General features: G+C 73.4%; 22 protein-coding genes. 9 read left to right on the forward strand and 13 right to left on the reverse strand.

What is annotated here, in order from left to right:
* Window positions 1-301: 301 nt before the first annotated feature.
* The 4 genes from BLR33_RS16925 (at window position 302) to BLR33_RS16940 (ending at window position 4,771) form a co-directional block, all read left to right on the forward strand.
* A complete protein-coding gene (locus tag BLR33_RS16925; protein WP_176930290.1) occupies window positions 302-997 on the forward strand; it encodes a response regulator transcription factor in 696 nt (231 codons plus the stop codon).
* Complete coding sequence (locus tag BLR33_RS16930) at window positions 994-2,313, forward strand: sensor histidine kinase (RefSeq protein WP_093785317.1); 1,320 nt, start codon at window positions 994-996, stop codon at window positions 2,311-2,313. The genes BLR33_RS16925 and BLR33_RS16930 overlap by 4 nt, the downstream gene beginning before the upstream one ends.
* A 165-nt stretch (window positions 2,314-2,478) precedes the next feature.
* The gene (locus BLR33_RS16935) at window positions 2,479-3,588 is read left to right on the forward strand and encodes a right-handed parallel beta-helix repeat-containing protein (protein ID WP_093785318.1); all 1,110 of its coding nucleotides are present in this window, start codon (window positions 2,479-2,481) and stop codon (window positions 3,586-3,588) included.
* Between the two features lie 88 nt (window positions 3,589-3,676).
* Window positions 3,677-4,771 (forward strand): methyltransferase, encoded by a 1,095-nt coding sequence (locus tag BLR33_RS16940; RefSeq protein ID WP_093785319.1) that lies wholly within the window; start codon window positions 3,677-3,679, stop codon window positions 4,769-4,771.
* 92 nt (window positions 4,772-4,863) lie between these two features.
* On the opposite strand, the gene BLR33_RS16945 is transcribed toward BLR33_RS16940, so the two are convergent.
* From BLR33_RS16945 to BLR33_RS16975, 7 genes are all read right to left on the reverse strand, one after another.
* Complete coding sequence (locus BLR33_RS16945) at window positions 4,864-5,190, reverse strand: TcmI family type II polyketide cyclase (protein ID WP_093785320.1); 327 nt, start codon at window positions 5,188-5,190, stop codon at window positions 4,864-4,866.
* 5 nt (window positions 5,191-5,195) lie between these two features.
* Window positions 5,196-5,693 carry an SRPBCC family protein gene (locus BLR33_RS16950; RefSeq protein WP_093785321.1) on the reverse strand — a complete coding sequence of 166 codons (498 nt, stop codon included), beginning with the start codon at window positions 5,691-5,693 and terminating at the stop codon, window positions 5,196-5,198.
* 10 nt (window positions 5,694-5,703) lie between these two features.
* A complete protein-coding gene (locus tag BLR33_RS16955; protein ID WP_093785322.1) occupies window positions 5,704-5,985 on the reverse strand; it encodes a phosphopantetheine-binding protein in 282 nt (93 codons plus the stop codon).
* Between the two features lie 65 nt (window positions 5,986-6,050).
* Window positions 6,051-7,298, reverse strand: a complete 1,248-nt coding sequence (locus tag BLR33_RS16960; protein ID WP_093785323.1) for a beta-ketoacyl synthase N-terminal-like domain-containing protein — start codon at window positions 7,296-7,298, stop codon at window positions 6,051-6,053.
* Window positions 7,295-8,563 carry a beta-ketoacyl-[acyl-carrier-protein] synthase family protein gene (locus BLR33_RS16965; RefSeq protein ID WP_093785324.1) on the reverse strand — a complete coding sequence of 423 codons (1,269 nt, stop codon included), beginning with the start codon at window positions 8,561-8,563 and terminating at the stop codon, window positions 7,295-7,297. Before BLR33_RS16965 ends, BLR33_RS16960 begins: the two co-directional genes overlap by 4 nt.
* On the reverse strand, window positions 8,560-9,006 hold the full coding sequence (locus BLR33_RS16970) for a cupin domain-containing protein (RefSeq protein ID WP_093785325.1): 447 nt from the start codon (window positions 9,004-9,006) through the stop codon (window positions 8,560-8,562). Before BLR33_RS16970 ends, BLR33_RS16965 begins: the two co-directional genes overlap by 4 nt.
* 126 nt (window positions 9,007-9,132) lie before the next feature.
* Window positions 9,133-10,287, reverse strand: a complete 1,155-nt coding sequence (locus tag BLR33_RS16975) for a SchA/CurD-like domain-containing protein (protein WP_093785326.1) — start codon at window positions 10,285-10,287, stop codon at window positions 9,133-9,135.
* Between the two features lie 335 nt (window positions 10,288-10,622).
* Here BLR33_RS16975 and BLR33_RS16980 point away from each other — a divergent pair, with 335 nt between their 5' ends.
* The 4 genes from BLR33_RS16980 to BLR33_RS16995 all read left to right on the forward strand — a co-directional run bounded on the left by BLR33_RS16980 (window position 10,623) and on the right by BLR33_RS16995 (window position 16,379).
* Window positions 10,623-12,365, forward strand: coding sequence for an FAD-dependent oxidoreductase (locus BLR33_RS16980; protein ID WP_093785327.1), 1,743 nt, complete (start codon window positions 10,623-10,625; stop codon window positions 12,363-12,365).
* 964 nt (window positions 12,366-13,329) lie between these two features.
* Entirely contained in the window at window positions 13,330-13,755 is a 426-nt protein-coding gene (locus BLR33_RS35235; RefSeq protein WP_093785328.1) for a hypothetical protein, read from the forward strand.
* Between the two features lie 209 nt (window positions 13,756-13,964).
* The gene (locus tag BLR33_RS16990) at window positions 13,965-14,678 is read left to right on the forward strand and encodes a class F sortase (RefSeq protein ID WP_093785329.1); all 714 of its coding nucleotides are present in this window, start codon (window positions 13,965-13,967) and stop codon (window positions 14,676-14,678) included.
* Between the two features lie 192 nt (window positions 14,679-14,870).
* Window positions 14,871-16,379, forward strand: a complete 1,509-nt coding sequence (locus tag BLR33_RS16995; RefSeq protein ID WP_093785330.1) for a cellulose binding domain-containing protein — start codon at window positions 14,871-14,873, stop codon at window positions 16,377-16,379.
* 187 nt (window positions 16,380-16,566) lie between these two features.
* On the opposite strand, the gene BLR33_RS17000 is transcribed toward BLR33_RS16995, so the two are convergent.
* From BLR33_RS17000 to BLR33_RS17015, 4 genes are all read right to left on the reverse strand, one after another.
* Window positions 16,567-18,039 carry a GH1 family beta-glucosidase gene (locus BLR33_RS17000; RefSeq protein ID WP_093785331.1) on the reverse strand — a complete coding sequence of 491 codons (1,473 nt, stop codon included), beginning with the start codon at window positions 18,037-18,039 and terminating at the stop codon, window positions 16,567-16,569.
* Window positions 18,040-18,165: 126 nt separating this feature from the next.
* Window positions 18,166-19,080 (reverse strand): carbohydrate ABC transporter permease, encoded by a 915-nt coding sequence (locus BLR33_RS17005; protein ID WP_093785332.1) that lies wholly within the window; start codon window positions 19,078-19,080, stop codon window positions 18,166-18,168.
* A gap of 3 nt (window positions 19,081-19,083) precedes the next feature.
* Window positions 19,084-20,082 (reverse strand): carbohydrate ABC transporter permease, encoded by a 999-nt coding sequence (locus BLR33_RS17010; protein ID WP_093785333.1) that lies wholly within the window; start codon window positions 20,080-20,082, stop codon window positions 19,084-19,086.
* Between the two features lie 206 nt (window positions 20,083-20,288).
* Entirely contained in the window at window positions 20,289-21,632 is a 1,344-nt protein-coding gene (locus BLR33_RS17015; protein WP_093785334.1) for an ABC transporter substrate-binding protein, read from the reverse strand.
* Window positions 21,633-21,936: 304 nt separating this feature from the next.
* Between BLR33_RS17015 and BLR33_RS17020 the strand changes: the two genes are divergently transcribed.
* Complete coding sequence (locus BLR33_RS17020) at window positions 21,937-22,959, forward strand: LacI family DNA-binding transcriptional regulator (RefSeq protein ID WP_093785554.1); 1,023 nt, start codon at window positions 21,937-21,939, stop codon at window positions 22,957-22,959.
* Between the two features lie 391 nt (window positions 22,960-23,350).
* Here BLR33_RS17020 and BLR33_RS17025 read toward each other — a convergent pair whose 3' ends face one another.
* A complete protein-coding gene (locus BLR33_RS17025; protein ID WP_093785335.1) occupies window positions 23,351-25,147 on the reverse strand; it encodes a discoidin domain-containing protein in 1,797 nt (598 codons plus the stop codon).
* Window positions 25,148-25,495: 348 nt separating this feature from the next.
* Entirely contained in the window at window positions 25,496-26,992 is a 1,497-nt protein-coding gene (locus BLR33_RS17030) for a cellulose binding domain-containing protein (RefSeq protein ID WP_093785336.1), read from the reverse strand.
* Between the last annotated feature and the right edge of the window lies 1 nt (window position 26,993).

A 26,993-nucleotide genomic window follows, 5' to 3' on the forward strand; every position in this document is an offset into this window, starting at 1 on the left:
CGTAGGGCTCCCGCCTCGTCGCCGACTGCCGCACCGTCGTGGCTGGTCGCGCAGTTCCCCGCGCCCCTGTTCAACTCGCCCTTTGCGCCCAGAGCAAGCTCTACATGGGTGCCGGGGGTACCCCAAGGCGAAGCTCTGGGGAAACGGCGCGCCCAGCCAGGTGCGGGCGGCAGCCGGCACCGTGGGAGAACCCCGACGGCGGGAAGCCGCATCCGCGCAACGCGAGGCGACAGCCGGCGGCGCAATGGAACCCCGGCGGCGGGAGCCGCACCCGCAGCCTCCGGAGGATAGGTTGCCCCCCATGGCAAGTGTGCTCGTCGTCGAGGACGACCAGTTCGTGCGGTCCGCGCTGATCCGCCACCTGAGCGGCGCCGGCCACACCGTCCGCAGCGTCGGCACCGCCCTGGAAGCGCTCCGCGAGGTCGCGCAGGTGGGCTCCGACGTGGTGATACTCGACCTGGGACTGCCCGATCTGGACGGCTCCGAAGCGCTGAAGATGCTGCGCGGCCTGAGCGACGTCCCCGTGATCGTCGCCACCGCCCGCGACGACGAGGCCGAGATCGTCCGGCTGCTGAACGCCGGCGCGGACGACTACCTCGTCAAACCCTTCTCCCCCGAGCACCTTTCGGCCCGGCTCGCCGCCGTCCTGCGCCGGGCCAGGTCCGGCGGGGGCGCGGCCCCGGACCCGCTGCTGCGCGTCGGCGGCCTGGAGATCGACACCCGCCGCCGGCTCGCCGCCCTGGACGGCACCGCACTCGACCTGACCCGGCGGGAGTTCGACCTGCTGGCGTTCCTGGCCGCGCGCCCCGGCGCGGTGGTCTCCCGGCGCGAACTGCTCGCCGAGGTGTGGCAGCAGTCCTACGGCGACGACCAGACCATCGACGTCCATCTGTCGTGGCTGCGCCGCAAGTTGGGGGAGACCGCGGCGCGGCCGCGCTACCTGCACACGCTGCGCGGCGTCGGGGTCAAGCTGGAGCCGCCGGGAGCCCCCCGGTGAGATGGGCGCTGATCCGGGTGTCGCTCGCGGTCACCGCGATGGTGGTGATCGCCTTCGCGGTGCCGCTCGGCCTGGTGGTCAAGGAACTGGCCAGGGACCGCGCGCTGACCAACGCCGAGCGGCAGGCCGCCGCGGTGGCGCCCGCACTCGCCATCACCACCGACCGGGCCCAGCTGGCGCGGGCGGTCGCCACCGCGCAGGCCGGCGGCGCCAACCGGATCGCGCTGCGCATCCCCGCGACGCCCGGCTCCCCCGCGGTGGACCTCGGCCGCCACCACGCGCCCGCCGCCGACCTCGCGGCCGCCTCGGCGAACGGCCAGGCCGCGACCGTACGGGTGCCCGGAGGGTACGCCCTGCTGCGGCCCACTGCGGTGGGCTCGGGCACGATCGCCGTCGTGGAGGTCTTCGTGCCCGGCGCGGACGTCACCCGGGGCGTGGCCACCGCCTGGCTGATGCTCGCGGCCGTCGGGCTCTGCCTCGTCGCGGGCTCCGCGCTGGTCGCCGACCGGCTCGGCGGCCGGACGATCCGGCCCGCGGTGCGGCTGGCCGCCGCCGCCCGCCGGCTCGGCGAGGGCGACCTGGCGGTCCGGGTCCGCGAGGACGGCCCGGCCGAACTGCGGGCGGCCGCTGCCGCGTTCAACGCCATGGCCGACCAGGTCGTCCAACTCCTCGCCAACGAGTGGGAGCTGGCCGCCGACCTGTCGCACCGGCTGCGCACCCCGCTGACGGTGCTGCGGCTCAACACCGCCTCCCTGGGGGAGGGTCCGGCCGCCGAGCACACCCGGGCCGCGGCCGCCCAACTGGAGCGCGAGGTCGACCAGATCATCCGCACCGTGCGCGAGCAGCACGGTCGCGGCGGCCCGGGCGCCCCGCCCGCCGGGTGCGACGCAGCCGAGGTGGTGCGCGAGCGGATGGCCTTCTGGTCCGCCCTCGCCGAGGACGAGAACCGCCAGGTCGCAATGGCCGGCGCGGACGAGCCGGTACGGGTCCCGGTGCCCCGCGCGGAACTGGCCGCCGCCCTGGACGCCACCCTCGGCAACGTCTTCCGGCACACCCCGGAGGGCACCGCTTTCTCGGTGGACGTGCATGGCTTCGAGCGCGCGGTGATCCTGCTCGTCTCCGACGCGGGGCCCGGCGTCGCCGACCCCGAGGCGGCGCTGCGCCGCGGCCACGGCCAGGGCGGCCAGGGCTCCACCGGCCTCGGCCTGGACATCGTCCGCCGGGTCGCGGAGTCCGCCGGCGGCGAGGTGGCGATCGGCCGCAGCGTGCTGGGCGGCGCGGAACTGCGGATACGGCTGCCCCGAACGGCCGTCTGACCGCCGGACAATCCGTCACCAGGCCGTCACCCGGCCGTCACCCCAGTGACGGCCGGGAGTGGCGGGGGCACAGGGGCGAACCTAGCGTCGAGTCGGCGGCCGAGCCGCCGTTCCACGTCCACGGGCCCCGGCACGGGTGCCCATCTTGGGAAGCAGGGTTGGCCGATGGCAAGACGAGCGGTGGCGATGGCGGCGTGCGCGGCGAGCGCATTGGCGGCGGGACTGGTGGGAGGAGCGCCGGCCCGGGCCGCGAGCAGCAGCCCCGGAGCGTGGCACGTGGTGCGGGCGGGGGAGTCGGTCCAGGCGGCGGTGGACGCCGCCCGCCCCGGCGACACCGTCCTCCTGCTGCCCGGCGTCTACCAGGGCGGCATCCAGCTGCGCACCTCGGACGTGACCCTGCGCGGCACCGGCGCCGGCCTGACCGTCATCCGACCGGCCGCCGCCCAGACCGCCGCATCCGGGAGCGCCCCCGACGCCGGCGCCCCCGCGCCGACCACCGCCGCCGGCTGCGCCGCCGCCGGCGACGGTGTCTGCGTCACCGGCGCCAGCGGCGTCCACATCACCGACCTCGCCGTCACCGGCTTCGCCGCCTACGGCATCCGCGCCGCGAAAGCCGACGCGCTGACCGTCAGCGGAGTGCGGGCCGACGACAACGGCCTGTACGGCATCGGCCAGGAGCAGTCCGTGCGCAGCCGGTTCACCGGCAACCGCGCAGCGGGCAACGGCGAGGCCGGCCTCTTCGTCGCCAACACGGTGAGCGAGGAGGCCGGCGCCACCGACACCCAGGGCACCGAGGTCAGCGGCAACACCCTGACCGGCAACCACATGGGCCTGGTGGTGCGGCGGCTGCGCGACGTCACCGTCGCGCGCAACACCCTGTCCGGCAACTGCGCCGGCGCCTTCCTCGTCGGCGACGAGAACACCCCCAGGGCCGGCGAGCTGACCGTCCGGGACAACACCGTCACCGCGAACAACGCCTACTGCGCGGCCAACGCCCACCTGCCGTTCGTGCAGGGCGCGGGCATCGTGCTGACCGGCATCGAGAACACCGAGCTGACCGGCAACACGGTCACCGACAATGTGGGCACCTCGCCGCTGTCCGGCGGCATCGTGCTCTTCCCGAGCTTCGTGGGCGCGCCCAACTCGGGGAACACCGTGCGGGACAACACCGTCCTGCGCAACGGCCCGGCCGACCTCGCCGACAGCGACCACGGCACGGGCAACACCTTCACCGGCAACGACTGCCGCGTCTCCCTCCCCGCCGGCCGCTGCTGAAGCCCGGCCCCCATCTGTCCCCGACCGGCCGGGCCGGCCCGCTGGGCGGCCGCGGCCGGACCGCACCGCTCACGAGAAAGGGCGGCCCATGACCGCTCCCGCGCGTACCTCGCCCGCCACTGCCACCGCCACGGCCCCGCTGTCCACGCCGCCTCCGCCCGAGGCGGCGGCCGCGCCGTCCGCCTCGATGCGGCTGCGCGAACTGGCCTTCGGGGCCGCCGCGGCCGCCGCCGTGCGCGCCGCCTGCCGGCTCGGCCTGCCCGACGCGCTCGGCGACGAGCCGCGCAGCGCCGAGGACCTCGCCGCCCGGCTCGACCTGCCGGCCCAGCCGCTGCGCCGGCTGCTGCGCGCCCTCGCCTGCCACGAGGTGTTCGCCGAGCAGCCCGACGGCCGCTTCGCCCACACCCCGATGTCACGCCTGCTGCGCCAGGACGAGCCCGGCAGCCTGCACCACATCGCGCTGTGGTGCACCGAGCCGTGGACCTGGGACGCCTGGCCGCGGCTGGAGGACGCCGTGCGCACCGGCCGCGACGTCTTCGGCGACCTGTACGGCAAGGGCTTCTTCGCCCACCTCCACGAGGACGCCCCCGAGTCCGCCCGCGTCTTCGACCGCGCCATGACCTCCTCCAGCCGCCAGGCCGCCCGCGACCTGGCCGCCTACGTGGACCTCACCGGGGTCCGCTCGGTCGCCGACATCGGCGGCGGCCAGGGCCTGGCGCTCGCCGAACTCCTGGAGAAGGAGCCGGCGTTGCACGGCACCCTGCTCGACCTGCCGGCCGTCGTGGCCGGCGCCGACCCCCGGCTGCGCCCCGGCGGCGCCCTCGCCGACCGGGCCGACCTGGTGGCGGGCGACTGCCGCGAGGCGATCCCGGTGGCCGCGGACCTCTACGTGCTGAAGAACATCCTGGAGTGGGACGACGCCAGCACCCGCGCCACGCTGCGCAATGTCGTCGCCGCCGCCGAACCCGGGGCCCGGGTCCTGGTGATCGAGAACCTGGTGGACGACAGCCCCTCCATGCGCTTCACCACCGCGATGGACCTGCTCCTGCTCCTCAACGTCGGCGGCGCCAAGCACACCAGGGCGAGCATGACCCACCTGATGGAGGAGGCCGGCCTCCCCGTCTCCTCGGTCGCCCCGATCAACCCCTACCTCGACGCCTTCGAGTCCCGCACCCCCGCCTAGCCGAACCGCCCTGTGAGGCCGGTACGGAAAAAGCCGTTCCCCGCACCCGGAAGGGGGTGCGGGGAACGGCTTTTCGGTGCGGGCGCCGCCGGTCAGGTGCGCGCGTCCCACCGGTAGAACTCGCGGGCCATCGCGTCCTTCGGCTCGCGCCAGGTGGCCGGGTCGTAGGGGGCGATGAAGGGGGACAGGGCCTCGCTGATGCGGCGGAACTCCGGGTGGCCGGTGTGCTTGGCCACCTCGGGGCCCGGCGGCCGGTCCGCCTCGATCAGGTGCAGGTAGACGTCCCCGAACTGGAAGAGGCTGCGGCCGGTCACCCCGATCAGGCCCGGCAGTTCGCCCCGGTCGGACTCCGCGAACGTGCCCGCGATGTCGGGCCCGGCCTCGGGCTTCATCCGGGCCACGATCAGGCTGCGGTACATCGCCCTCACATCTCTTCCGCGGTGCCCAGGGCCGTACCGGCCTCGGCCGCCCGCTTCTCGACCTGCTCGCGGATGCGCTCCATCTGCACCTTGGAGTTGCGGTTGATGTGCTCGGTCATGCCGGCGTCGTCCACCGGCGCGTCCGGCTTCATCGCGAAGTCCTGCACCCAGCGCATCTTCGTGCCGCCCGGCACCTCGCTGTACTCCCAGCGGATGTCCATGTGCTCGAACGGCCCGGTCTCCACCCGGCGGGCGGTGACGGTCAGGCTGTCCCGGTCGGCGGTGCGCTCGGAGACCCAGCTCCAGATGATGCCGTTCTCGTCGGGCCGCATCGTGAGCCGGAAGGTGGTCGTGTCGCCCTTGCGGTCCATGATCTCCACGGCCGCGTACTCGCTGAACAGCTGCGGCCAGCTCTCCAGGTCGTTGGTCATCCGCCAGGTGAGGTCCATGGGGGCGTTGATGACGATCTCGTTGTCGGTGTGTCCTGCGGTCGTCCCGGGCATCGCGGGCTCCTCAGCGGTGGTTGGCGAGTTGGGCGTTGACGTTGGCGAGGAAGGCGTGCGGGGTCCGGCAGGTCTCCGCCTCCTCGCCGATCCTGCAGCCGTAGCGGTTCTCCAGCTCGGCGACTATGCCGAGCAGGCCGAGCGAGTCGAGGGAGAGTTCCTCGAACGTGGTCGAGGGGTCCGCGGCCATCCGCGCCGGGTCGACGGTCAGCCCGGCCCTGGCCTTCATCAGGCCGGCCAGCTCTTCGAAGGTGACCTGGCCCTGGGCGGGGGCGTTCAACGCGTCGGTCATGGGGTTCTCCTTGGGTGGGGGGAGCGGTGGGGACGGGCGGCCCGGCGCCCTTCTCGGGGAGGGGGCTAGTGCGGGCCGTCGCCGGCGCGGCGCAGCACCAGGGCCGCGTTGCAGCCCATCAGCCCGCGGCCGAGCACCAGGGCGGTGCGCAGCGGCGCGCTGCGCGCCTCGCCCGTGACGACGTCGAGGTCGTGCCTGACCTCGGCGACATTGGGGGTGGGCGGGACCACCCCGTGCTCCAGTGCGAGCACGGCGGCGGCCGCGTCCAGGGCGGCGGCGGCCGCGTAGGCACGGCCGAAGCCGGTCTTGGGGGCGGTGACGGGCACGCTCGCGGCCCGCCGGCCCAGCGCGTCGGAGATGGCCAGCGCCTCGGCCTGGTCGGCGGCCGGCACGCCGAGCGCGTCGGCGAAGACCACGTCGACCTCCTCGGGCGCGCACCCGGCCTCGGCGAGCGCGGCCTTCGCCGCCCGGGCCAGGCCCTCGCGGGAGTCCGCCCAGTCGCGGGTGCCGGTGAAGGTGGCGGCGTGGCCGGCCACCTCGGCCCGCACCGGCGCGCCCCTGCGCCGGGCCGCCTCGGCCTCCTCCACCACGAACATCGCGCCGCCCTCGGCGGGTGCGAAGCCGCAGGCGTCCGCGGTGAAGGGCAGGTAGGCACCGCGCGGCCGCTCGGCCAGGCTCAGTTCGCGGTAGCCGAGCTGGCAGACGGCCGAGTAGGGGGCGAGCGGCGCCTCGGTGGCGCCGGCCACCATGGCGTCGGTGCCGCGGGCGATGGCGCGGGCGGCGTGCGCGAACACGTCGAGCCCGCCGGCCTCGTCGTCGCACAGCACCCCGCAGGGGCCCTGGAAGCCGCCGCGGATGGAGATCTGGCCGGTGCTGGCGGCGTAGAACCAGGCGATCGACTGGTACGGGCCGACGAACTGCGGGCCGCGGCCCCACAGTTCCTGCAGCTCGCGCTGGCCGAACTCGCCGCCGCCGGAGCCGGCCGCGGTCACCACTCCGATGGCGAACGGCGATTCGGGGTCGGTGGCCAGGTGCGCCTCGTCCAGGGCCATGTCGGCGGCGGCCATGGCGAAGTGCGTGAAACGGTCGGTCTGGACCAGGAAGCGGTCCTCGACCAGGTCGGCCGGGTCGAAGCCGGCCACCTCCCCGGCCACCTTGAGCGGCAGTTCGGTGCAGCCCTCCCGGGTGACCGGGCCGAGCACGAACTCGCCCTGCTGCACGGCCTTCCAGAACGCCTCGGTGCCCACCCCGTTGGGAGCGACGACGCCGAGCCCGGTCACCACCGCCTGCCGCCGCGCGCGCGATCCGCTCATGACGTGCTCCTCTCGGCGTGCGCCAGCACCACCGCGGACTGGAAGCCGCCGAAGCCGCTGCCGACCGACAGCACCGACCGCAGGTCGGCCTCGCGGGCGGTGCGCGGCACGTAGTCCAGGTCGCACTCGGGGTCCGGCGTGGTGTAGTTCGCGGTCGGCGGGATCACCCCGCGGGCCAGCGCCAGCGCGCACGCGGCCAGTTCGATCGCCCCGATCGCGCCGAGCGAGTGCCCGACCATCGACTTGATCGAGCTCATCGGCACCTTGCGGGCGTGCTCGCCCAGCGAGCGCTTGACGGCGGCGGTCTCGTGCCGGTCGTTCTGCTTGGTGCCCGAGCCGTGCGCGTTGACGTAGTCCACCTCGGTGCGGTCGATCCGCGCGTCGGCGAGCGCGGTGTCGATCGCCCGGGACATCTCCCGGCCCTCGGTGGTCAGCCCCGTCATGTGGTACGCGTTGCCGAAGGTGGCGAAGCCGCGCAGCTCGCAGTGGATCCGGGCGCCGCGCCGCCGGGCGTGCTCCCACTCCTCCAGCAGCAGCACCGCCGAGCCCTCGCCGAGCACGAAGCCGTCCCGGTCCGCGTCGAAGGGGCGCGAGGCGTGCTCGGGGTCGTCGTTGCGGGTCGAGGTGGCCTTGATCGCGTCGAAGCAGGCCACCGTGATGGGGGAGATCGGCGAGTCCGCCGCGCCGGCCACCATGAGGTCGGCCTTGCCGTCCTGGATGGCATGGAAGGCGTGGCCGACCGCGTCCAGCCCGGAGGTGCAGCCGGTGGAGACGGTCTGCACCGGGCCGCGCACGCCCAGGTCCTCGGCGACCTCCGAGGCCAGCGCGCTGGGCTGGAAGGCGCGGTGCAGGTGCGGGCCGGCCTTCGCCGGGTCCACGTCCCAGCGGCTGCCGCGCGCGCTGACCTCGACGTAGTCGTGTTCGAGCCGGGTGGTGCCGCCGACGGCGGAGCCCAGGGTCACCCCGAGCCGCCACGGGTCCTCCGCGGCGGTCTCCAGCCCGCTGTCGCGGACCGCCTCGCGGGCGGCGGCGAGCGCGAACTGCACGTACCGGTCGGACCGTTCCGCCTGCTCGCCGGTGATGCCGGCCGCGGCGGGGTCGAAGTCGCACTCGGCGGCGATCCGGGAGCGGAAGCCCGCGGGGTCGAACAGGGAGATCCCGCGGGTCGCCGTGCGGCCCGAGGTCAGCAGGTCCCAGAAGGCCGGCACACCGGTGCCTCCGGGCGCCACCACCCCGAGACCGGTGACCGCGACCCGCCGGCTCATGCGCGCGCCCCGGCCGGGTCGGGAGGCGCCGTCCGCGCGGGCGCGGTGCCCGCGGCATCCTCGGCGTCCTCGGTGTCCACGTGCCCGAGCTCCGGGCGCGGGGCCAGCGGACCGAGGTGGAAGACCATCCGGGCCTCGGTGCCGCCGACGTTGCGGAAGCGGTGGCGCACGTCCACCGGGATCATCAGCCCCTGGTCGGGCCGCAGCGGGTGCGTGGTCCCGTCGAGGTCGACCTCCAGCTCGCCGCTCACCACGTACACGAACTCCTCGGAGTACGGGTGGTAGTGCTCGCCGATCCGCTCGCCGGGCTGCATGATGGCCAGCCCCATGAAGCCGCTGGTGGCGCCGACCGAGGTCGGCGTCAGCACGGCCCGCAGGTCGCCGCCGCGCCGTGTGTTGGGGCTTGTGTCGTCGAGGTGCACGATGCGTGCGCTACTGCTCATCACGGTCTCCTTGTGTGGGTGGCTCTCCCGCCCCTGCCCGGGTCGATCCGGTGCCCGGGGACAGCGGGGCGCCCTTCGGCCCGTACGCCCCGGGGCACCCCTGCGGGTGCCTCGGGGCCGGACGGCTCAGTGCGAGCGGCGGTCGGTGATGGGGGTCATGAGGTGGCCGCCGTGGGCGAGGCCGGTCAGGGTCTCGGGACCGGCCGCGTCGTCGGAGCCGCCGGGGATCAGCAGGGCACGCAGCTCGGCGTCGTCGGCCGCGGGCCGGGCGACCGCGGACAGGGGGCCGCGGACGTCGACCATGCGGACCAGGACGTCGCCGCGGTGGAAGACGGTCGCGGCGGCGAGCGGGTGCGCGGGGTCCGCGGTGGCGGCCCGGTCGAGCCGCTCCAGCAGCCGGGCGGCCTCGGCGGCGGCGCCCGGCCGGACCGGGTAGAGGAAGGCGTGCCGGGTGGTCGGGCCGCCGGGCTCGGAAGCGTCGGCGCCGTCGGCGGCCGCCTCCTCCGGCGCGGTGTGGCTGGCCGCCGGCAGGGCCGCGCGGGCGAAGAAGGCCCGGGCGGAGGCCGGGTCGGCCAGGTCCCTGGCCTCCTCCAGGTACGGGTTGATGGCCTCCTCCACGGCCCGCACCTCGGGCTGGGCGGCCACGTGCCGCAGCGCGTTGCCCAGGTCGCCGGCCACCTCCACGGCCCGCACCACGCGGTTGCCGTGCATGAAGAGCGAGGTGCGCAGCAGCCGGGTGGTGTCGTCCACCCGGGCCTGCGGCGACTCGTAGTCGGCCAGCAGCTTGGCCACCGGCTCCTCGCTGCCGGGCTTGACCGTGAAGGTGATCGCGTGCCGCACCACGCCCGAGGTGCACAGCGGCGGCGCCGGGATCGGGTCGAGCCCGGCGGCGGGCCGCGCGGTGCGGGCGGCGGCCGGCGTGCCCGGCTCGGGGGTCTCGCGGACCACCACGTACCGCAGCGAGGTGGTGTCGCGCACGCACCCGTGCAGCGGCTCGACCATCGCGCGGTGCTCGGCGCTCTCCACCCACTCCATGAAGGGCTCGCTGCTCTCCCACTCGCTGGTGATCAGCCACTGCGAGGAGTTGCCCAGCGACTGGCAGAGCTGGTCGGAGATGTGGCCGGGTACGGCGGCCACCTGGTGGCGTATCTGCTCGTACGCCTGAAGGAAGCGCTCCTGCCGGCCGTCGAGCACGTCGAGCAGCAGGACCACGCGCAGCCGGGCGGTGCCGGCCGCGGCGGAGGGAGCGGAAGGGGCGAGCCGGTCGTCCAGAGTCGTCACGGAAGTTCTTTCCTCTCAAGGGTGCGGGCGCGGGGCCGTCGCCTGCCAACGGGTCGGGGCCGGTCCGGGCCGGGCCGGTGTGGTCCGGGTCCGGCCGGGGGCGGGCCGCGGCCGTGGCGCGCGGTGCCATCCGCATATGCGGACGGGATGGCGAGGCCGCTTAACCCGATGCTTACGCCGGGTCCTGATTCGTGCGCGGCACGTGAGGCGGGCGAGTGAAGCAGCGCCCGGGCACGGCCCCGGGGCGCGGCGGCAGGGAAAGGAGCAGAGCGCGGGCGGGTGCCGCCCGCACTCCACCGAACCCGGGCGCCGCCCACCCCATGCCGGAGACCGCCATGACGAACCCCAGCCCCGCCTCCCCGTCCCCTTCCCCGTCCTCTTCTGCGTCCCTTTCCGAGTCCCCCTCTCCCGCCGCCCCCGCCGACGAGCAGGTGCCCGTCCTCATCGCCGGCGGCTCCCTCGTCGGCCTGTCCGCCTCCCTCTTCCTCGGCCGGCTCGGCGTGCCGCACCTGCTCGTCGAGCGGCACATGGAGACCTCGCACCACCCGCGCGGCCGCGGCAACAACGTCCGCACCATGGAGCTGTTCCGCACCGCGGGCGTGGAGCCGGCGATCCGCGAGGCCGCCTCCGTGCTCGCCGGCAACCACGGCATCCTGCAGGCCGGCTCGCTGACCGGCGACGACCAGGAGTGGCTCTTCCGCACCATCGACCCCGGCGGCGCGCTGTCCCGCATCAGCCCGTCCGGGTGGTGCCTGTGCAGCCAGAACGACCTGGAGCCGGTGCTGCTGCGGGCCGCCCGCGACCTCGGCGGCGACATCCGCTTCGGCACGGAGCTGGTCTCCTGCGAGCAGGACGCCGACGGGGTGACCGCGCGGATCACCGACCGCGAGTCCGGGCGGACGACGACCGTCCGCTCCGACTACCTGATCGCCGCCGACGGGCCGCGCAGCCCCGTGCGCGGCCGGCTCGGCATCGGCATGACCGGGCCCGGCGACCTCTTCCACAACGTGAGCATCACCTTCCGGGCCAAGCGGCTGGCCGACGTCGTCGGCGACCGGCGGTTCATCGTCTGCTACCTCACCAACCCCGACAGCCCCGGCGCCCTGCTGCCGGTGGACAACACCGAGAACTGGGTCTTCCACGCGCCCTGGAAGCCCGACGACGGCGAGACGCTGGAGGACTTCGGCGACGAGCGCTGCGCCCGGCTGATCCGCACCGCGGTCGGCGTGCCCGACCTGGAGGTCGAGATCACCGGCAAGGCGCCCTGGCACGCGGCCGAGCGGGTCGCCGAGCGGTACGGCGAGGGCCGCATCCTGCTCGCCGGCGACTCGGCGCACGAGATGTCGCCCACCGGGGCCTTCGGCTCCAACACCGGCATCCAGGACGCGCACAACCTGGCGTGGAAGATCGCCGCCGTGCTCGCCGGGTGGGCCGGGCCCGGGCTGATCGGGACCTACGACGCCGAGCGGCGCCCGGTCGCGCTCGCCACCGCCGCCCGCGCCTCGGCGCGCTCTGCCGAGCACAGCCACCCCGGGTACGATGTCGCCCCCGCCGGCGGGCGGCAGGCCGGGATGCTCGCCGTGGTGCTCGGCTACCGGTACCCGGAAGGCGGCGCGGTGGTCGGCGCCGATCCCCAAGGGGCCGTCGTACCCGCGGAGTTCAGCCCCGTCGCGGTGCCCGGCGGCCGCGCGCCGCACCTGCGCGTGGAGCGCGGCGGCGAGCGGATCTCGACGCACGATCTGTACGAGCGGGTGCCGGTGCTTCTCGCCGGGCCCGAGGGTGCCGCCTGGTATGAGGCGGCGGGCGTCGCGGCCGAGCGGACCGGGGTCCCGCTGGAGCGGTACCGGATCGGCTCGGACCTCACTGTCCTGGCGCCCGAGGGGGCCGGCGCTCCGCCCGAGGGGCGGCCCCAAGACGGCTCCGCCGCACCGGACTTCGCCCGCATGCACGGGATCGCCGCCGACGGCTGCGTGCTCGTCCGCCCCGACGGCGTCGTCGCCTGGCGCGCGCCCCACTCCGAGGAGTCGCCTGCGGCGCGCCTCGAGGAAGTGCTGCGCGAGGTCTTCCGCCTCGCCTGAGGGTTGCTCTCCGGCGGGGCGCGAGTACGGCTCCCCGCCGCGAGGGCCCCGCCTCGCCGCCGCGTGCCTGCCGGCGCCCGGAGGAACGGCAACCCGCCGCAGGCGCTTCCCTGGCTTCCCAAGAACGGCTTCCCGCCGTGGGGGCTTCTCCGGGTTCCCGCCCGCGGGCGGGTCCTGGGCTGGTCGCGCAGTTCCCCGCGCCCCCAAGAAGGGCTTCCCGCCGTGGGGGCTTCTCCGGGTTCCCGCCCGCGGGCGGGTCCTGGGCTGGTCGCGCAGTTCCCCGCGCCCCTGGGTTGTACGGGGCTCGCTGTGCGCGCAAGGGCAAGCTGTATAGGGGCGCGGGGAACGGCGCGGGAAGAGGCCACCGTCCTTGGGACGGCAAAGGCCCCCGTGGGGCAGACGGGAACCCGAAAGGGGCGCGGGGAACGGCGCGGGAGGAGGCCACCGGCCTCGGGACGGCATTGGACCCCGTGGGGCAGATGGGTTGCCGTTCTTGGGGGCGCGGGGAACTGCGCGACAAGCCACTGACCGGCCTGTGGCCGGGGACGGTGGGGTGGGGGCAGACGCGTAGCAGTAGGGGCGCGGGGAACTGCGCGACCAGCCCACCACCGGGCTGCGGCCGGGGACGGCGAGGTGGGGGCAGACGGGACCGAACACCCGCTGACAGGTGGAAAGTTCCGCTCAGAGAACCCCGTCTGAGGGGGACTCAGGCCGTTCACCCGGTCTGAAAGCCGCTCAGAACGCGAGGCCCGCGCGGGCGGGCGCCCCCGATCCCACCGTGGAGCCGCCCGCAAGGGCCGGGTGGCCGCACAGGCCACCCGAAGGGCCGATGGGGTCACCCCCTTGCGGCCCTCTCCGGTGGCGGACCTCGCCGCCGTGGCAGACGGTGATCACGTCGTCGCTGCGCTTTGTCGGGCTGACACGCTGTCAGCCGGCGCATCCGACGGCGGAAGGAATCGTCCCCATGCGTACTGCCCGCACCCTTGTGGCCGGAGCCGCACTGACCGCCTGCATCGCCCTCGCCGCTCCCGCCGCCTACGCCACGGGTGCCGTCAACGCCTACGACCCGAGCAGCCACAACTCGTCCTCGTCCTCCTCGGCCTCGACCGGCTCCTCGGCCGGCTCCTCCACCGACTCGTCGACCGACTCCTCCACCGGCTCCTCCACCGACTCCTCCTCCGCCGGTGGCGACAGCTCGCACGGCTGGACCGGCCAGGGCTCGGACGACAGCCAGTGGCACAAGCCGCACGGCGGCATGCACACCGGCGGCGGCGGCATGTCGCTCGGCGGCGGCAGCAGCCTGGCGGCCGGCTCGGTCCTGCTGCTCGGCGGCCTCGGCGCCGGCACCGTGATCCTGCGCCGCAAGAAGACCGCGGGCGCCCTCGCCTGACCCAGCCCGACCCGGTATGACCCGGCCTGATCCGGCCCTGACTCCGGTCCGGCCAGAAGCACCCCCCGGTCCCGCGGACCGGTTCGGCGTGGCCACCGTCCGTGCACAGCGGTGGCCACGCTGTTTCCGTTCCCCCACGGGACCCGCCCCCGTATCCGGGCGGGCGCCGACCGCCCGCCCCGCCGTTCTCCCGAGAAAGGCAGCACCGCATGGCCACTCGGCCCCCGCAGCGCGACCCCGGGACGGCTGACGCCCCGCGGCCGGCCAAGGACAACGGCTCCCGCGCCCTGCGCTGGGCGACCGCGGCGACCCTGGTCGGCGTCTTCCTCGTCTACCACTCGCTGAACTCCTCCGGCACCGACATCGCCGTCGGCGCCCCCTCGCCGCCGGCCGCCGCCGCTGCCGCCGCGGCGCCCCCCAGCCCCACCACCGCGCCGCCGGCCACCGGGCTGTCCATGCCGCCCTCGGTGCCCACGAATCTGAGCATCCCGCGGATCGGCGTGAACGCCCCCTTCACCGCCCTGAACATGGACGCCTCCGGGGTGCTGCAACCGCCGCCGGAGAACAACCGCAACCTCGTCGGCTGGTACCAGGGCGGCGTCACCCCGGGCGAGCTCGGCAACGCGATCGTCGCCGGGCACGTGGACACCACCACCGGGCCCGCGGTCTTCTTCCTGCTCTCCTTCCTCAAGAAGGGCGACACCGCGGCCATCACCCGGGCGGACGGCACCGTGGCCACCTTCCAGGTCGACTCCGTGCAGACCTTCTCCAAGGGCGCCTTCCCCGACCAGGAGGTCTACGGCGACACCCCCGACGCCGAGCTGCGCATCATCACCTGCGGCGGCGCCTACGACCACAAGACGAAGGACTACGAGGCCAACGTCGTCGTCTTCGCCCACCTCGCCAAGGCCGGCCGAGCCTGACCCCCCGCTGCGCACAGCGGCACAGGAACGGCCGAGGGGCGGCACGACGCTCGCGGACAGCGAGCGTTAAGCCGCCCCTTCCGCTTCCTTAAGCCCGCCCTAAGAACCCTGCTGCCCGTCCTGAACTGGTCTTTTGTCCGATCCGGGCCCGCTAGCGTGCTGCTCCCACCCCCCAGTACGAGGCAGGCAGTCATGGCACCACGCACCCACCGCCGCCGTCCGGGACGCACGCTCCGGGCGGTCGGCGCCCTCACCGTCGCGGCCGCCGCGGCCGGTACCGCCTTCGCGCTGGCCGGCTCGGCCGACGCCGCCACCGTGGGCGCCGCGTACTCCACCACCAGCCAGTGGGAGACCGGCTGGACCGGCCAGTACGACATCGTCAACGACGGCAGCGGCGCGCTCGACGGATGGACCCTCAGCTTCGAGCTGCCGGCCGGCGCCCGGATCAGCTCGCTGTGGAACGGCGCCTTCACCGTCTCCGGCCGGACCGTCACCGTCACCCCGCAGGGCTGGGACCGCACGATCGCGGCCGGCGGCAAGGTCCAGATCGGCTTCGTGGCCGCCCTGCCGGGCACCTCGGGCGCCACCGCCGCCGTCACCCCGGCCGACTGCCGCATCAACGGCGCCTCCTGCTCGGTGGACGGCACCCCGACCGCCCCGCCCACCGGCCGCCCGACCACCACCCCGCCCGCCACGCAGAGCCCCACCCAGACCCCGACGCAGACTCCCACGCAGAAGCCGACCCGGACCCCCACCGCGAGCCCGACGAAGACCTCCGCGCCCCCCACCGGCGGCGGCTCGACCGCGACCGGCGGCTTCTCCCCGTACGTCGACACCTCGCTCTACCCCGCCTACGACCTGACGGGCGCGATGCGGGCCGACGGCGTCAAGCAGTTCAACCTCGCCTTCGTGCTCGCCGGCGGCGGCTGCACCCCCAAGTGGGGCGGCAGCACCGACCTCGGCAGCGACGCGGTGGCCGCGCAGATCGGCGCCGTCCGGTCGGCCGGCGGCGACGTGCGGGTCTCCTTCGGCGGCGCCAACGGCACCGAACTCGCCGCCGCCTGCTCCTCCGCGAGCGACCTGGCCGCCGCGTACGGCAAGGTGGTCGACCAGTACAAGCTCACCAAGGTGGACTTCGACATCGAGGGCGGCGCCCTGGCCGACAGCGCTGCCAACACCCGCCGGGCGCAGGCCATCGCCCAACTGCAGAAGAGCCACAGCGGCCTGGAGGTCTCCTACACCCTGCCCGCGATGCCGAGCGGCCTCACCCAGGACGGCATCGACCTGCTGGCGAACGCCAAATCCAACGGAGTGGACATCCACGCGGTGGACATCATGGCCATGGACTACGGCTCCTCGTTCACCGGCGACATGGGCCAGTACGCCATCGACGGCGCCACGGCCACCCAGGCGCAGGTCAAGAGCGTGCTCGGGATCTCCGACGCGGCCGCCTGGCAGAAGATCGCGGTCACCCCGATGATCGGCGTCAACGACGTGAGCACCGAGACCTTCACCGTCGCCGACGCCGGCAAGCTCGCCGCCTTCGCTCAGTCCAAGGGCCTGGCGTGGCTGTCGATGTGGTCGGCCGCCCGGGACAAGCAGTGCCCCGGCGGCGCGCAGAGCTGGGCCTCGGCCACCTGCTCCTCGGTGGCCCAGTCCGACGGCGCCTTCGCCAAGGCGTTCGCCGCCTACACCGGCTGAACCGCCGTCAGGGCCCCGTACCCGGCGGGCCGCGTTCCTGTCCTCCCCCCACGGGACAGGACCGCGGCCCGTCCGCCGTCGGGGAAAGCGGCGCCGGGCGGCTGCCGGACACCACTCCGGCAGCCGCCCGGCCTGTTGCCGGCACGCCGGGACGGCACCCTCGAACCGCCCTGGCGCACCTGATCCCTCAGGACGTCCCGTCCTCCTCCGGGCCGTCCGGAAGGACGTTGTCGCGGGCCACGCCCGCGTACCAGCGCGCACTCCGCTTGGGGATGCGCCGCTGGGTGCCGAAGTCGACGTACACCGCGCCGAAGCGCTTGCTGTAGCCGTAGGACCACTCGAAGTTGTCCATCAGGGACCACAGGAAGTAGCCGCGCACGTCGGCCCCGTCCGACAGCGCCCGGTGCACGGCCGCGAGGTGGCCGCGCAGGTAGGCGATCCGCCGGGGGTCGTTGACGGTGCCCTCGGGTGAGATGTAGTCGTCGAAGGCCGCGCCGTTCTCGGTGACCATCATCGGCAGCTGCGGGTGCTCGCGGTGCACCCGCATCAGCAGGTCGTACAGGCCGGTGGCGTCCACCGCCCAGCGCATCGCCGTGGTCTCGCCCGGAGAGAGGTGGAAGGCCACGTGCTCCGAGCCCGGCCAGGGCGAGTAGTCGCTGGCGCCGTGGCCGTCGTTGCGGGGCAGGTCGGCGCTCTCGCGGCCGTCGGAGACCAGCGTGGGGGTGTAGTAGTTGATGCCCAGCAGGTCGATCGGCCGGGAGATCTCCTCCAGGTCGCCGGGCCGGACCAGTGCCTCCCAGTCCACCAGGTGGCCGGTGTCGGCGATCAGGTCGGCGGGGTAGCCGTCGCCGAGGATCGGGCCGAGGAAGACCCGGTTGCCCACCGCGTCGATCCGGCGGGCGGCGTCCAGGTCGGCCGGCGACTGGGTGAGCGCGCGGACCTGGTGCAGGTTGAGGGTGATCGAGGTCTGCGCGGAAGCGGGGAGTACGGAGCGCAGGACCCCGATCGCCCGTCCATGGGCGAGGTTGAGGTGGTGCGCGGCCTTCAGCGCCGACTCGGGGTCGGTGCGGCCGGGCGCGTGGACGCCCGAGCCGTAGCCGAGGAAGGCCGAGCACCACGGCTCGTTGAGAGTGGTCCAGTAGGGCACGCGGTCGCCGAGCGCCTGCGCCACGATCCCGGCGTACTCGGCGAACCGCTCGGGGGTGTCGCGCACCGTCCAGCCGCCGACGTCCTCCAGGTCCTGCGGCAGGTCCCAGTGGTAGAGCGTGGTGACCGGGGTGATGCCCCGCTCCAGCAGCTCGTCCACCAGCCGGCGGTAGAAGTCCAGGCCGCGCTGGATCGCCGGGCCGCGGCCGGTGGGCTGCACCCGCGACCAGGACACCGAGAAGCGGTAGGCGCCCAGGTTGAGGTCGGCCATCAGCGCGACGTCGTCGCGGTAGCGGTGGTAGTGGTCGGCCGCGATGTCCCCGGTGTCCCCGTTGAGGACGCGGCCGGGCGTATGGCTGAAGGTGTCCCAGATCGAGGGGGTGCGGCCGTCCTCGGCCGCGGCGCCCTCGACCTGGTAGGCGGCGGTGGCCGCCCCCCAGACGAAGCCGGGGGGGAAGCGGAGCGGGGCCGGGCTCGCCGAGAGCTCCGGACTCTCTGAACGGACAGCTGTCACAGGGGACTCCAGGGGAATCAGGGGTCGACGGGAGAGGAGGGGCGGGGAGAGGCGGGGCGGCGGGGGAGAGGAAGGAGAAGGAGGAGCAGGAGGGGCCGGGCGTGCGGCCCTCCTGCCGGCGGGGGGTCAGCTCTTGACGGCACCCGCCGTGATGCCGCCGACGATCTGCTTCCCGAGCACGGCGAAGACCAGCAGCAGCGGCAGCGTGGCGACCAGCGCCCCGCACACCACCACGGCGTGGTTGATGGTGTGGTCGCCCGAGCCCAGTCCCTGCAGGGCCACCTGGACCGTCGGGTTCTGCTGGTTGAGTGCGATGAACGGCCAGAAGAAGTCGTTCCAGGACTGCACGAAGACGAGCATGCCGAGCACCGCCATCGCCGGCCGGGCGATCGGGAAGACCACGTGCCAGATGATCCGCAGCGAGTGGGCGCCGTCCACCCGGGCGGCCTCGATCAGCTCCACCGGCAGCGCCTCGGAGAGGAACTGGCGCATGAAGAACACGCCGAAGGCGGCCACCAGCGAGGGCAGGATCACCGACTGGATGTGGCCCACCCAGCCGATGTTGCTGACGATCTGGTAGAGCGGGATCACGGTCAGCTGCGGCGGGATGGTCATCGTGGTGACCACCACCGTCAGCAGCGCGTTGCGGCCGCGGAACTGCAGCTTGGCGAAGGCGAATCCGGCGAGCGTGGCGAACAGCACCGTGCTCAGCGCCACGCACCCGGCCACGATCGTCGAGTTGATCAGGGCCTTGGTCATGTCGACCTGGTCCCAGACGATCTTCAGGTTGTCGATCAGGTGGCTGCCGGGCAGCAGCGGTGTCGGCGGGGTGACCAGTTCGGTGTCGGTGCGCGAGGCCGCGACCACCGTCCAGTACAGCGGGAAGAGCGAGAGCAGCGTCGCCAGGATCAGGAAGGCGTACGCGATCGGCCCGCCGTTCTGCTGCTTGCCGGCGCCGCCCGCGCGCAGCCGGCGGCGTTTGGTGGCCGGGTCCGAGCGGCGCGGCGCGGTGCCGGCGATCGGCTGGGTGATGTCTGCCATGGGTCAGCCCCCAAGCTTGCGGCGGTTGGCCCGCATGACGAGCAGCTGGACCGCGCCGATCAGCAGCAGGATCAGCAGCATCACCCAGGCCACGGCGGACGCCTGGCCGAGTTCGCCGATCTGCCAGCCCTTGTCGTACATGTACAGGCTCAGCGTCTGGTACTGGTGGTCGGTGCCGCCGGAGTAGCCGACGGTGCCGCCGAACATCAGTGGCTCACCGAAGAGCTGGGTGGCGCCGATGGTGGAGACGATGATGGTGAAGAAGATCGTCGGCCGGATCGAGGGGATCGTCACGCTGATGAACTGGCGCCAGCGCGAGGCGCCGTCCAGCGCGGCCGCCTCGTACAGGTCGGCCGGCACCGCCTGCATCGCGGCCAGGTAGATCAGCGCGTTGTAGCCGGTCCACCGCCATGTGACGATCGCCGAAATGGCTATCTGCGCCGGCCACTTGGAGGACGACCACTGCACGTGGCCGATGCCGACGTGTCCCAGCAGCTGGTTGATCATCCCGTAGTCGGGGTTGAACAGCTGCACGAAGACCAGCGTCGCGGCGGCGATCGAGGTCGCGTACGGGGCGAGGATCGCCACCCGGAAGAAGCCCCGGGCGCGCAGCTTGTAGTTGAGCAGGTGGGCCAGGCCCAGCGCCATCAGCAGCTGCGGGACGGTGGAGATCACGCCGAGGGTGAAGGTGTTGCGCAGGGCGCCCCAGAAGAAGCTGTTGTCCCACAGCTCCCGGTAGTTGCGCGCGCCCACCCACGTGGCGTGGGTGCCGAGCTGGACCTCGTTGAAGGAGAGCCAGCCGGTGTAGATCAGCGGGAAGAGGCCGAAGGCGGCGAAGCAGAGGAAGAACGGGGCGATGTAGACGTACGGGGATGCCTTGGTGTCCAGCCGGAACAGCTTGGCGCGCCAGCCGGCGGGCGGGCCGGGGTCGCCGCTCAGGCGGGGGGCGGTCCGGGACGACCGGGGGCTGCCGTCGGACGTCGCCCTGACGGAGGTGGCCACGAGTGCCGTCCTTCCGGTAGGGGATCAGCGGGGGAACTGCGGGGACTGCTCGCACTGCGGGAACCTGCGGGGCACCGCGGGTACTGCCGGGGCCCCGCCGGTGCGGGGAGGGGCGGGTGTGCGGCCGCCGGAGGGGCGGCACTGCGGGCCGCCCGGCAGGCGTCGGGCCACTGCCGGGCGGCCCCGAGCGGGGGCGCTCCGGGGGGTCAGCCCAGGTCGCCGAGCTGGTCCTTCACCTGGGCCTGGACCTTCTTCCACGCGGCGGCCTTGGAGGTGCCGCGCTGCTCCATGTCCAGCAGGCCGTTCTGCGTGATGATGTCCTTCACCGCGCCGTCGTTCGGCCCGATCGGGGCCGGCTGGATGCTGTGCGCGGTGGCGGTGAAGATCTTGCCCACGGGGGTGCCGGGGAAGTAGTCGTTGGTGGCGTTCTGCACCGCCGGGTCGTCCAGACCGGCCTTGGTGGAGGGGATGTTGCCGAACTTCTGGAACACCTTGACCTGCTGCGCGGGGGCGGTCAGCCACTGGGCGAGCGCCTCGGCCTCGGCGACGTGCTTGCCCGACTTGGGCACCGCGAGGAAGGAGCCGCCCCAGTTGCCGGCCTGCGGCGGCTGGGCGATGTCCCACTTGCCCTTGTTCGCCGGGCCCGAGTTCGCGGCCACCTGGCCGACCATCCAGCTCGGGCAGGCGACGGTGGCGAACTTGTTCGTCTTGAAGGCCGCGCTCCAGGTGTTGTTGGAGTCGAACTGCTGGAGCTTGGCGGTCAGCCCGTCCTGCACGGCCTGCGCGGACAGGTCCCACGCGGTCTGCACACCCGGGCTGGAGGCGTAGATCAGCTTGCCGGAGGCGTCGGAGTACTGCGTGGTCTGGCTGGAGAGCACCGCGTTGAACAGACCGCCGGCCGAGTCGGTGAAGGCCACGCCCGCGGGCGCCTTCTTCTTGAACCTGTTGCCGACATCGACGAACTTCTGCCAGTCACCCGCCCACAGCTGCGCCACCTGGTCCCGGTCGGTGGGCAGGCCCGCCTTCTGGAACATGTCCTTGCGGTAGCAGATCGCGGTGGGGCCGACGTCCGTGCCCACACCGATGATCCGCCCGTCGGAGGTGGTGGCCTCCTTCTCCTTGTAGTCCAGCCAGTTGGAGGCGTCGAAGCCCTTGACCGACTTGAAGTCCACGAACTTGTTCGCGTACTGCGGCTGGACGGCGTTGGCGACGAACCCGATCTCGATCGCCTGGATGTCGTCCAGACCGCTGTTCTGGGTCAGGTGCAGCTTCAGGGAGTTCCAGTACGCACCGCTGTCGGAGACGTTGTCTTCCTTGATCGTGATGTTCGGGTGCAGCCGGTGGTACTCGGCGAAGAGCTTGGCGCCGGTCTTGTCGTCGTAGCCGAACGACCCGAAGTCGCCGATCCGCAGGGTGATCTGCTCGTTGGACGACGAGCCCTTGCTGTCGTCCTTGCTGTTGCTGCTGCAGCCGGTGATCAGGGTCGCGCAGGCTGCGAGACCCGCGACCGCGATGGCGGCGGTCCTGCGGGTTCTGCCGGAAGTGCGCATTCCACTCTCCTTGTCAGGGTGGGTCGTGCGGTGCGGTGGTGCGGTCCTTCGGGTCGTGCGCGGAGCAGGTGTGTGGGAGCGCTCCCACTAGGCTTGCCGGAACACTCACGCCTGGGAGGGGTCAGTGTCAAGACGTGAAGTCGATTTCGTTGCCGGAACGTATCCGGGTCGGACGGATGGTCATTTCTTGAACGGATGGCGCTGCCTGGGGCTTGTAGTGTGGGAGCGCTCTCACGCGACGCTCCTCAGCGGAAGCACCGGGCGCTAAGGTGGCGCGCAATGAGTACAGGAGGCTGCAGTGGCCATGAACGGGCGGCACAGCGGACGGCCCACCCTTGAGGAGGTGGCGGTCCGGGCCGGGGTGGGACGGGGGACCGTCTCCCGGGTGATCAACGGCTCGCCGCGGGTCAGCGACCGCGCGAAGGCGGCGGTGGAGGCGGCGATCGCCGAACTCGGGTACGTCCCGAACCGGGCGGCCCGCGCGCTGGCCGGCAACCGCACCGACGCCATCGCGCTGGTGATCCCCGAGCCGGAGACGCGGCTGTTCGCCGAGCCCTACTTCTCCGACATCATCCGGGGCATCGGCGCCGAGCTCGCCGACACCGACATGCAGCTGCTGCTCACCTTGATCCGCACCCCCAAGGAGCGGGCCCGCTTCGCCCAGTACCTGGCCGCCCACCGGGTGGACGGCGTGCTGCTGGTCTCCGTCCACGAGGACGACCCGCTGCCGGACCTGCTGGAGCAGCTGGAGATGCCGGCCGTGCTCAACGGGCGCCGCTCGGACCTGGAGTCCGTCTCCTACGTGGACGCCGACAACGTCGGCGGCGCGCGGGCCGCGGTCGCGCACCTGCTGGAGCGGGGCCGGCGCGCCGTGGCCACCATCACCGGGCCGCTGGACATGTACGTCGCCCGCTCGCGGCTGGACGGCTACCGGCAGGCGGTCCGGGAGGCGGGCGCGGACGGCTCCGAGGAGCTGGTGGTCGCCGGGGACTTCACCGAGGAGGGCGGCCGGCGGGCGATGCGCGAGCTGCTCGCCCGGCGTCCCGACGTGGACGGGGTGTTCGCGGCCTCCGACCTGATGGCGGCCGGCGCCCGGGCCGTGCTGCGCGAGGCGGGCCGCGCCGTGCCCGACGACGTGGCCCTGGTCGGCTTCGAGGACTCCGCCATCGCCCGCCACATGGACCCGCCGCTGACCTCGATCCGCCAGCCCACCGAGGAGATGGGCCGCACCATGGCGCGGGTCCTCCTGGAGGAGATCGCCGAGCGGGCCGCCGTGCGGCGGCACGTGGTGCTCGCCACCGAGCTGGTCCGGCGCGAGTCGGCCTGACCGCCGGCCGGCCGCCCCGGGCGCGAACGCGCCGCCGGGGGCGGCTGGGCACACGTGGGGGTGTGCGCCCAGCTCGCCCCCGGCGGTCCCTGTGGGGGGAATCGGGAAACGGGTCAGGGGTGGGACCGGGTCCGGTCGGCTCCCGGCAGGTCCGCTCGGCACCTCCCGGCGCCTCCTGGCGCCCTGCCGGCAGGACCCGGTCCCAGGGCTGGTCGGCTAGGGCGTGTCTGACAAATCCCGCCTGGTCGGCGGGCCCTGGCACGCACGCTCGCGGCGTTGTCGGTCGTCGGCGCAGCCCGCTGCGCTCTCCTCCCTCCGCCTTGCGATCGCACGCACCAGACCCCGCCGACCCCGCCCTCACGGGCGGACGCCGCTATTTGTCAGACACGCCCTAGTAGCCGACGGCGACCTCCATCCACTGCGGGTTCTGCATGGAGGTGTAGGCGGCCTGGCCGGCCACGTCGTCGTACGGGAAGCCGTAGGCGAGGCCGTTGATGCCGTGGTCGTGCCAGAACTTGGCGTACCAGTTGGCCGGGTCGCCCGAGTAGAACTTCGTCGGGTCCTGCTGCTGGTCGGCGGGCAGGGTGGCCGTGTGGCGGTTGAGCGCCGCGCACATCGACGGGTTGCCGGCCAGGGTGCCGGCGCAGCCGAAGATGTCCGAGGTGGGGGCGTTGACGCCGACCGACTGGGCGTAGGAGGTGAAGTAGTTCTGGTTCACCCCGCCGCTGCGGAAGGACGGGTCGCTGCCGGGGGCGATGATCCGGTAGGGCGCCTGGGTCTGGGCGAGGACCTTGAACGCCTGGGGCACGGAGTTCTGGAACTGCTGGAAGACCGCGTCCCGGCTCTCGTTGAACAGGTCCTGGCTGTCGCCGAGCTGGATGTCCTGGCCGGAGTGGGAGTGCAGCCGGATCGCCAGCGGCAGGCCCCAGGCGTCGACCCGGGTGGTGTTGCCGTTGAAGACGTCCGGGCCGATGGTGAACTCGATGAAGTCGTAGTACTGGCTGGCCGGCGAGCCGAGGTAGAAGTACATCCGGCCGGAGGAGTTGGCCGGCATGTCGAAGTACGGCTGGTCGGCGATCGAGTGCGTCTGGCCGTTGAAGCTCCAGTACACCTGGCTGTCCGGGTACTGGCCGTTGGTCCGGTTGAGGATGGCGACCTCGAGCACGTTGTTGGCCGCCGGGATCTTGCTGGTGTCGCCCCAGAACGCGTCGTTCGGCGGCGGCGAGGTGGGCGGCGGGGTGGCGCCGGAGGTCAGGTGGACCTGGAACTCCCACAGCGAGTCGCCGTAGGCGGTGGCCCGGGCGGTGGCGTTGATCCGCACGTAGCGGCCGGTGCCGGTCACGTCGAGGTTCTGCACTCCGCCGGTGCTCGTCGTGGTCGAGTAGATCGTCGTCCAGTTGGTGGCGTCGTCGGAAACCTGGATCTGGTAGGCGGTCGCGTAGGCCGTCTCCCAGTTCAGGCCGATGCCGCAGATCGGCTCGGAGGCGCCGAGGTCCACCCGCAGCCACTGGGGGTCGCTGAAGGCGCTGGACCAGCGGGTGCCGGTGTTGCCGTCCACTGCGGCCGAGGCCGGGGTGCCGGCGTTCTCGGAGGAGGAGGCGGTGGCCGGGCGGTTGAGGGCCGCGTTGTCGGTGCTGCAGGCGGACGGCTGGCCGCTGGTGCCGCCGTAGACCTGGAACTCCCACAGCGAGTAGCCGTACTGGGTGCCGCGGACGGTCCCGTACAGCCGGACATAGCGCCCGGAACCGTTTACGGCCAGCGTCTGGTTGCCGCCGGTGCCGGTGGTGGTGGAGTAGATGTCGGTCCAGGTGGCCGCGTCGGCCGAGGTCTGGATCTTGAACGCCTTGCCGTACGCGGTCTCCCAGTTGAGCACCACCTGGGTGATGGTCTGGGTGCTGCCGAGGTCGACCTGCAGCCACTGCGGGTCGGCGGCGGCCGACGACCAGCGGGTGCCGGTGTTGCCGTCCACGGCGGCGGAGGCGGGGGTGCCGGCGTTCTCGGTGGAGGACGCGGTGGCCGGCCGGCCCTGGGAGAGCAGTGTGCCGGCCGCGCGGGCCGGGGACTGCGAGGTGACGACCAGGGCGAGGCCCGCGACGAGGGCGAGCAGGAGGGTCGCGACGAGATACGGCCGGGATCTGTCGTGCCGTCCGGGCCGCGGCCGCACCGGGAGGGTAGTGCTGCCTGACATGGTGGGTTCTCCTCAACCGGGTGGGGTCCGTGATGGAGGCCGGGGAGTGCCCAAGTGAGAGCGCTCTCTGGCGAGGTGATGTTTACAAGGCGCGTACATCGGCGTCAATAAGTTGTTCAAGACTGGCCTGTTGGCCCTGCCCGCTGTTTCGAGTCCCGAACGGACAACGGCCTGCTCACGCGGGAATCGCCGGACAAGGCGGACAATCGGGCGGGTGGGCACGGGAGTTGCCCCGGCGGGCCCGCGCCATGCGGAGGGGCGGCCCCGTACACGCCATCCATGTACGGGACCGCCCCGGTCTTCGGGGGTGCGGAACCGGCCGGTCTGGCCGGCCGTCCGCGGTGCGGGTCAGCCGAGGGCCGCCAGGTGGTTCTTCAGGCCCTGCCCGTAGGCCGTGGGTGTCCCGTCGTAGTCGGAGATCAGCGACGGGCCCGACGAGCAGTCCCAGGTGTTCCAGGTCCAGCCGAGGTAGGACAGGTGGTGCGCGTCGAGCCAGTCCATGAAGGAGTCGACGAAGGAGTGGGCGCAGGTGTTCTCGCCGATCTCACCCGCCACCAGCGGCACCTGCTGGGCCACCGGGGCCAGTTGGGAGTCCCAGCAGGACCGGGTGGCGCAGGAGTTGAAGTTGTAGACGTGGACGGCGGCCGCGAGGTTGCCGGCCGGGTCGGTGGGCTCGTGGGCGAGCCAGCCGGTCAGGTCGTTGGAGTAGGCGAGGCCGCCGAGCATGATCACGTTGCGCGCGCCGGTGCCGCGCACCGCGTCGACCAGGTCCTGCATGCCGGCCACTTGGTAGGAGATGCCCGGGCAGGTGCCGCCGTCGCGCCAGCAGGTCCACGCCTGCTCGGAGGTGGCGGTCGCGCGGTCCGGGTAGGGCTCGTTGAACAGGTCGAAGACCACCGCGGTGTCGTTCTTGAAGGCATTGGCGACCGAGGTCCAGAACGGGATCGCGTACTGCGCGTCCGGCATCGGCTTCTGGCAGGTGGCGTTCACGTCCGAGCAGCCCGCGGAGTTGCCGGTGTACAGGCCGTGCGTCCAGTGCAGTTCGACGATCGGGGTGATGCCGTGGGCGACCAGGCGGTCCACCCAGCCGGTGATCGCCGCGATGTACTCCTGGCCGGCGTCCTGCGCGGGCACGTACGAAAGCCCCTCCCAGCAGTCCTCGTTGAGCGGGACGCGGACCGCGTTGACGCCCTTCCAGCTGGTGATGGCGTCGATCGCCGCGTCGTCCACCGGGCCGTCGAAGATGCCGTTGCCCTGGGCGCAGGCGAACTCCGTGCCCGAGCGGTTGACCCCGTGCAGCACGACCTGCCGGCCGGTGGAGTCCACCAACTCGTTGCCGGCGACGTGGAGTTCCGGCGGGGCGGTGCCGCCGCCGGGCGGCGAGGTGGGCGGTGACGTCGGGGGCGAGGTCGGGGGAGTGCCGTCCTGGTTGCAGACGGTGCCGTTGAGCGTGAAGACCGCCGGGCTCGGGTTGCTGCCCGACCACGAGCCCAGGAAGCCCGCGCTCACCGTGCCGCCGCTGGGAATCGCCGCGTTCCAGGACTGCGAGGCGACGGTGACGGTGCTGCCCGACTGCGACCAGGTGCCGTTCCAGCCCTGGGTGACCCGCTGGCCGCCGGGGAAGTCGAAGGTGAGCTTCCAACTCGTGGTGGCCGCCGCGTTGTTGGTGATGACCACACCGCCCTGGAAGCCGGTGTCCCACTGGTTGTCGACCGAGTAGGCCACCGAGCAGGCCGGGGTGGCGCCGGACGCGGGCGCGCCCAGGGCCGGGAGGAGCGCTGCCGCCGCCGCGGCCGTGGTCGCGGCGGCCAGCGAGAGGGCCGCCGCGCGCGTGGGTCGTCGCATG

Origin of the sequence: Actinacidiphila guanduensis (assembly GCF_900103985.1) — a bacterium.
Taxonomy (GTDB): Bacteria; Actinomycetota; Actinomycetes; order Streptomycetales; family Streptomycetaceae; genus Actinacidiphila; species Actinacidiphila guanduensis.

What these genes read in the sequence shown, in the direction of transcription:
- BLR33_RS16925 (WP_176930290.1), top strand. Translation starts at nt 302, where the DNA reads ATGGCAAGTGTGCTCGTCGTCGAGGACGACCAGTTCGTGCGGTCCGCG.
- BLR33_RS17005 (WP_093785332.1), bottom strand. Translation starts at nt 19,080, where the DNA reads ATGGCAGACATCACCCAGCCGATCGCCGGCACCGCGCCGCGCCGCTCG.
- BLR33_RS17020 (WP_093785554.1), top strand. Translation starts at nt 21,937, where the DNA reads ATGAACGGGCGGCACAGCGGACGGCCCACCCTTGAGGAGGTGGCGGTC.
- BLR33_RS16965 (WP_093785324.1), bottom strand. Translation starts at nt 8,563, where the DNA reads ATGAGCCGGCGGGTCGCGGTCACCGGTCTCGGGGTGGTGGCGCCCGGA.
- BLR33_RS16950 (WP_093785321.1), bottom strand. Translation starts at nt 5,693, where the DNA reads ATGCCCGGGACGACCGCAGGACACACCGACAACGAGATCGTCATCAAC.
- BLR33_RS16935 (WP_093785318.1), top strand. Translation starts at nt 2,479, where the DNA reads ATGGCAAGACGAGCGGTGGCGATGGCGGCGTGCGCGGCGAGCGCATTG.
- BLR33_RS16990 (WP_093785329.1), top strand. Translation starts at nt 13,965, where the DNA reads ATGGCCACTCGGCCCCCGCAGCGCGACCCCGGGACGGCTGACGCCCCG.
- BLR33_RS17030 (WP_093785336.1), bottom strand. Translation starts at nt 26,992, where the DNA reads ATGCGACGACCCACGCGCGCGGCGGCCCTCTCGCTGGCCGCCGCGACC.
- BLR33_RS16945 (WP_093785320.1), bottom strand. Translation starts at nt 5,190, where the DNA reads ATGTACCGCAGCCTGATCGTGGCCCGGATGAAGCCCGAGGCCGGGCCC.
- BLR33_RS16960 (WP_093785323.1), bottom strand. Translation starts at nt 7,298, where the DNA reads ATGAGCGGATCGCGCGCGCGGCGGCAGGCGGTGGTGACCGGGCTCGGC.
- BLR33_RS16940 (WP_093785319.1), top strand. Translation starts at nt 3,677, where the DNA reads ATGACCGCTCCCGCGCGTACCTCGCCCGCCACTGCCACCGCCACGGCC.
- BLR33_RS35235 (WP_093785328.1), top strand. Translation starts at nt 13,330, where the DNA reads ATGCGTACTGCCCGCACCCTTGTGGCCGGAGCCGCACTGACCGCCTGC.
- BLR33_RS16955 (WP_093785322.1), bottom strand. Translation starts at nt 5,985, where the DNA reads ATGACCGACGCGTTGAACGCCCCCGCCCAGGGCCAGGTCACCTTCGAA.
- BLR33_RS16980 (WP_093785327.1), top strand. Translation starts at nt 10,623, where the DNA reads ATGACGAACCCCAGCCCCGCCTCCCCGTCCCCTTCCCCGTCCTCTTCT.
- BLR33_RS17025 (WP_093785335.1), bottom strand. Translation starts at nt 25,147, where the DNA reads ATGTCAGGCAGCACTACCCTCCCGGTGCGGCCGCGGCCCGGACGGCAC.
- BLR33_RS17015 (WP_093785334.1), bottom strand. Translation starts at nt 21,632, where the DNA reads ATGCGCACTTCCGGCAGAACCCGCAGGACCGCCGCCATCGCGGTCGCG.
- BLR33_RS16995 (WP_093785330.1), top strand. Translation starts at nt 14,871, where the DNA reads ATGGCACCACGCACCCACCGCCGCCGTCCGGGACGCACGCTCCGGGCG.
- BLR33_RS16970 (WP_093785325.1), bottom strand. Translation starts at nt 9,006, where the DNA reads ATGAGCAGTAGCGCACGCATCGTGCACCTCGACGACACAAGCCCCAAC.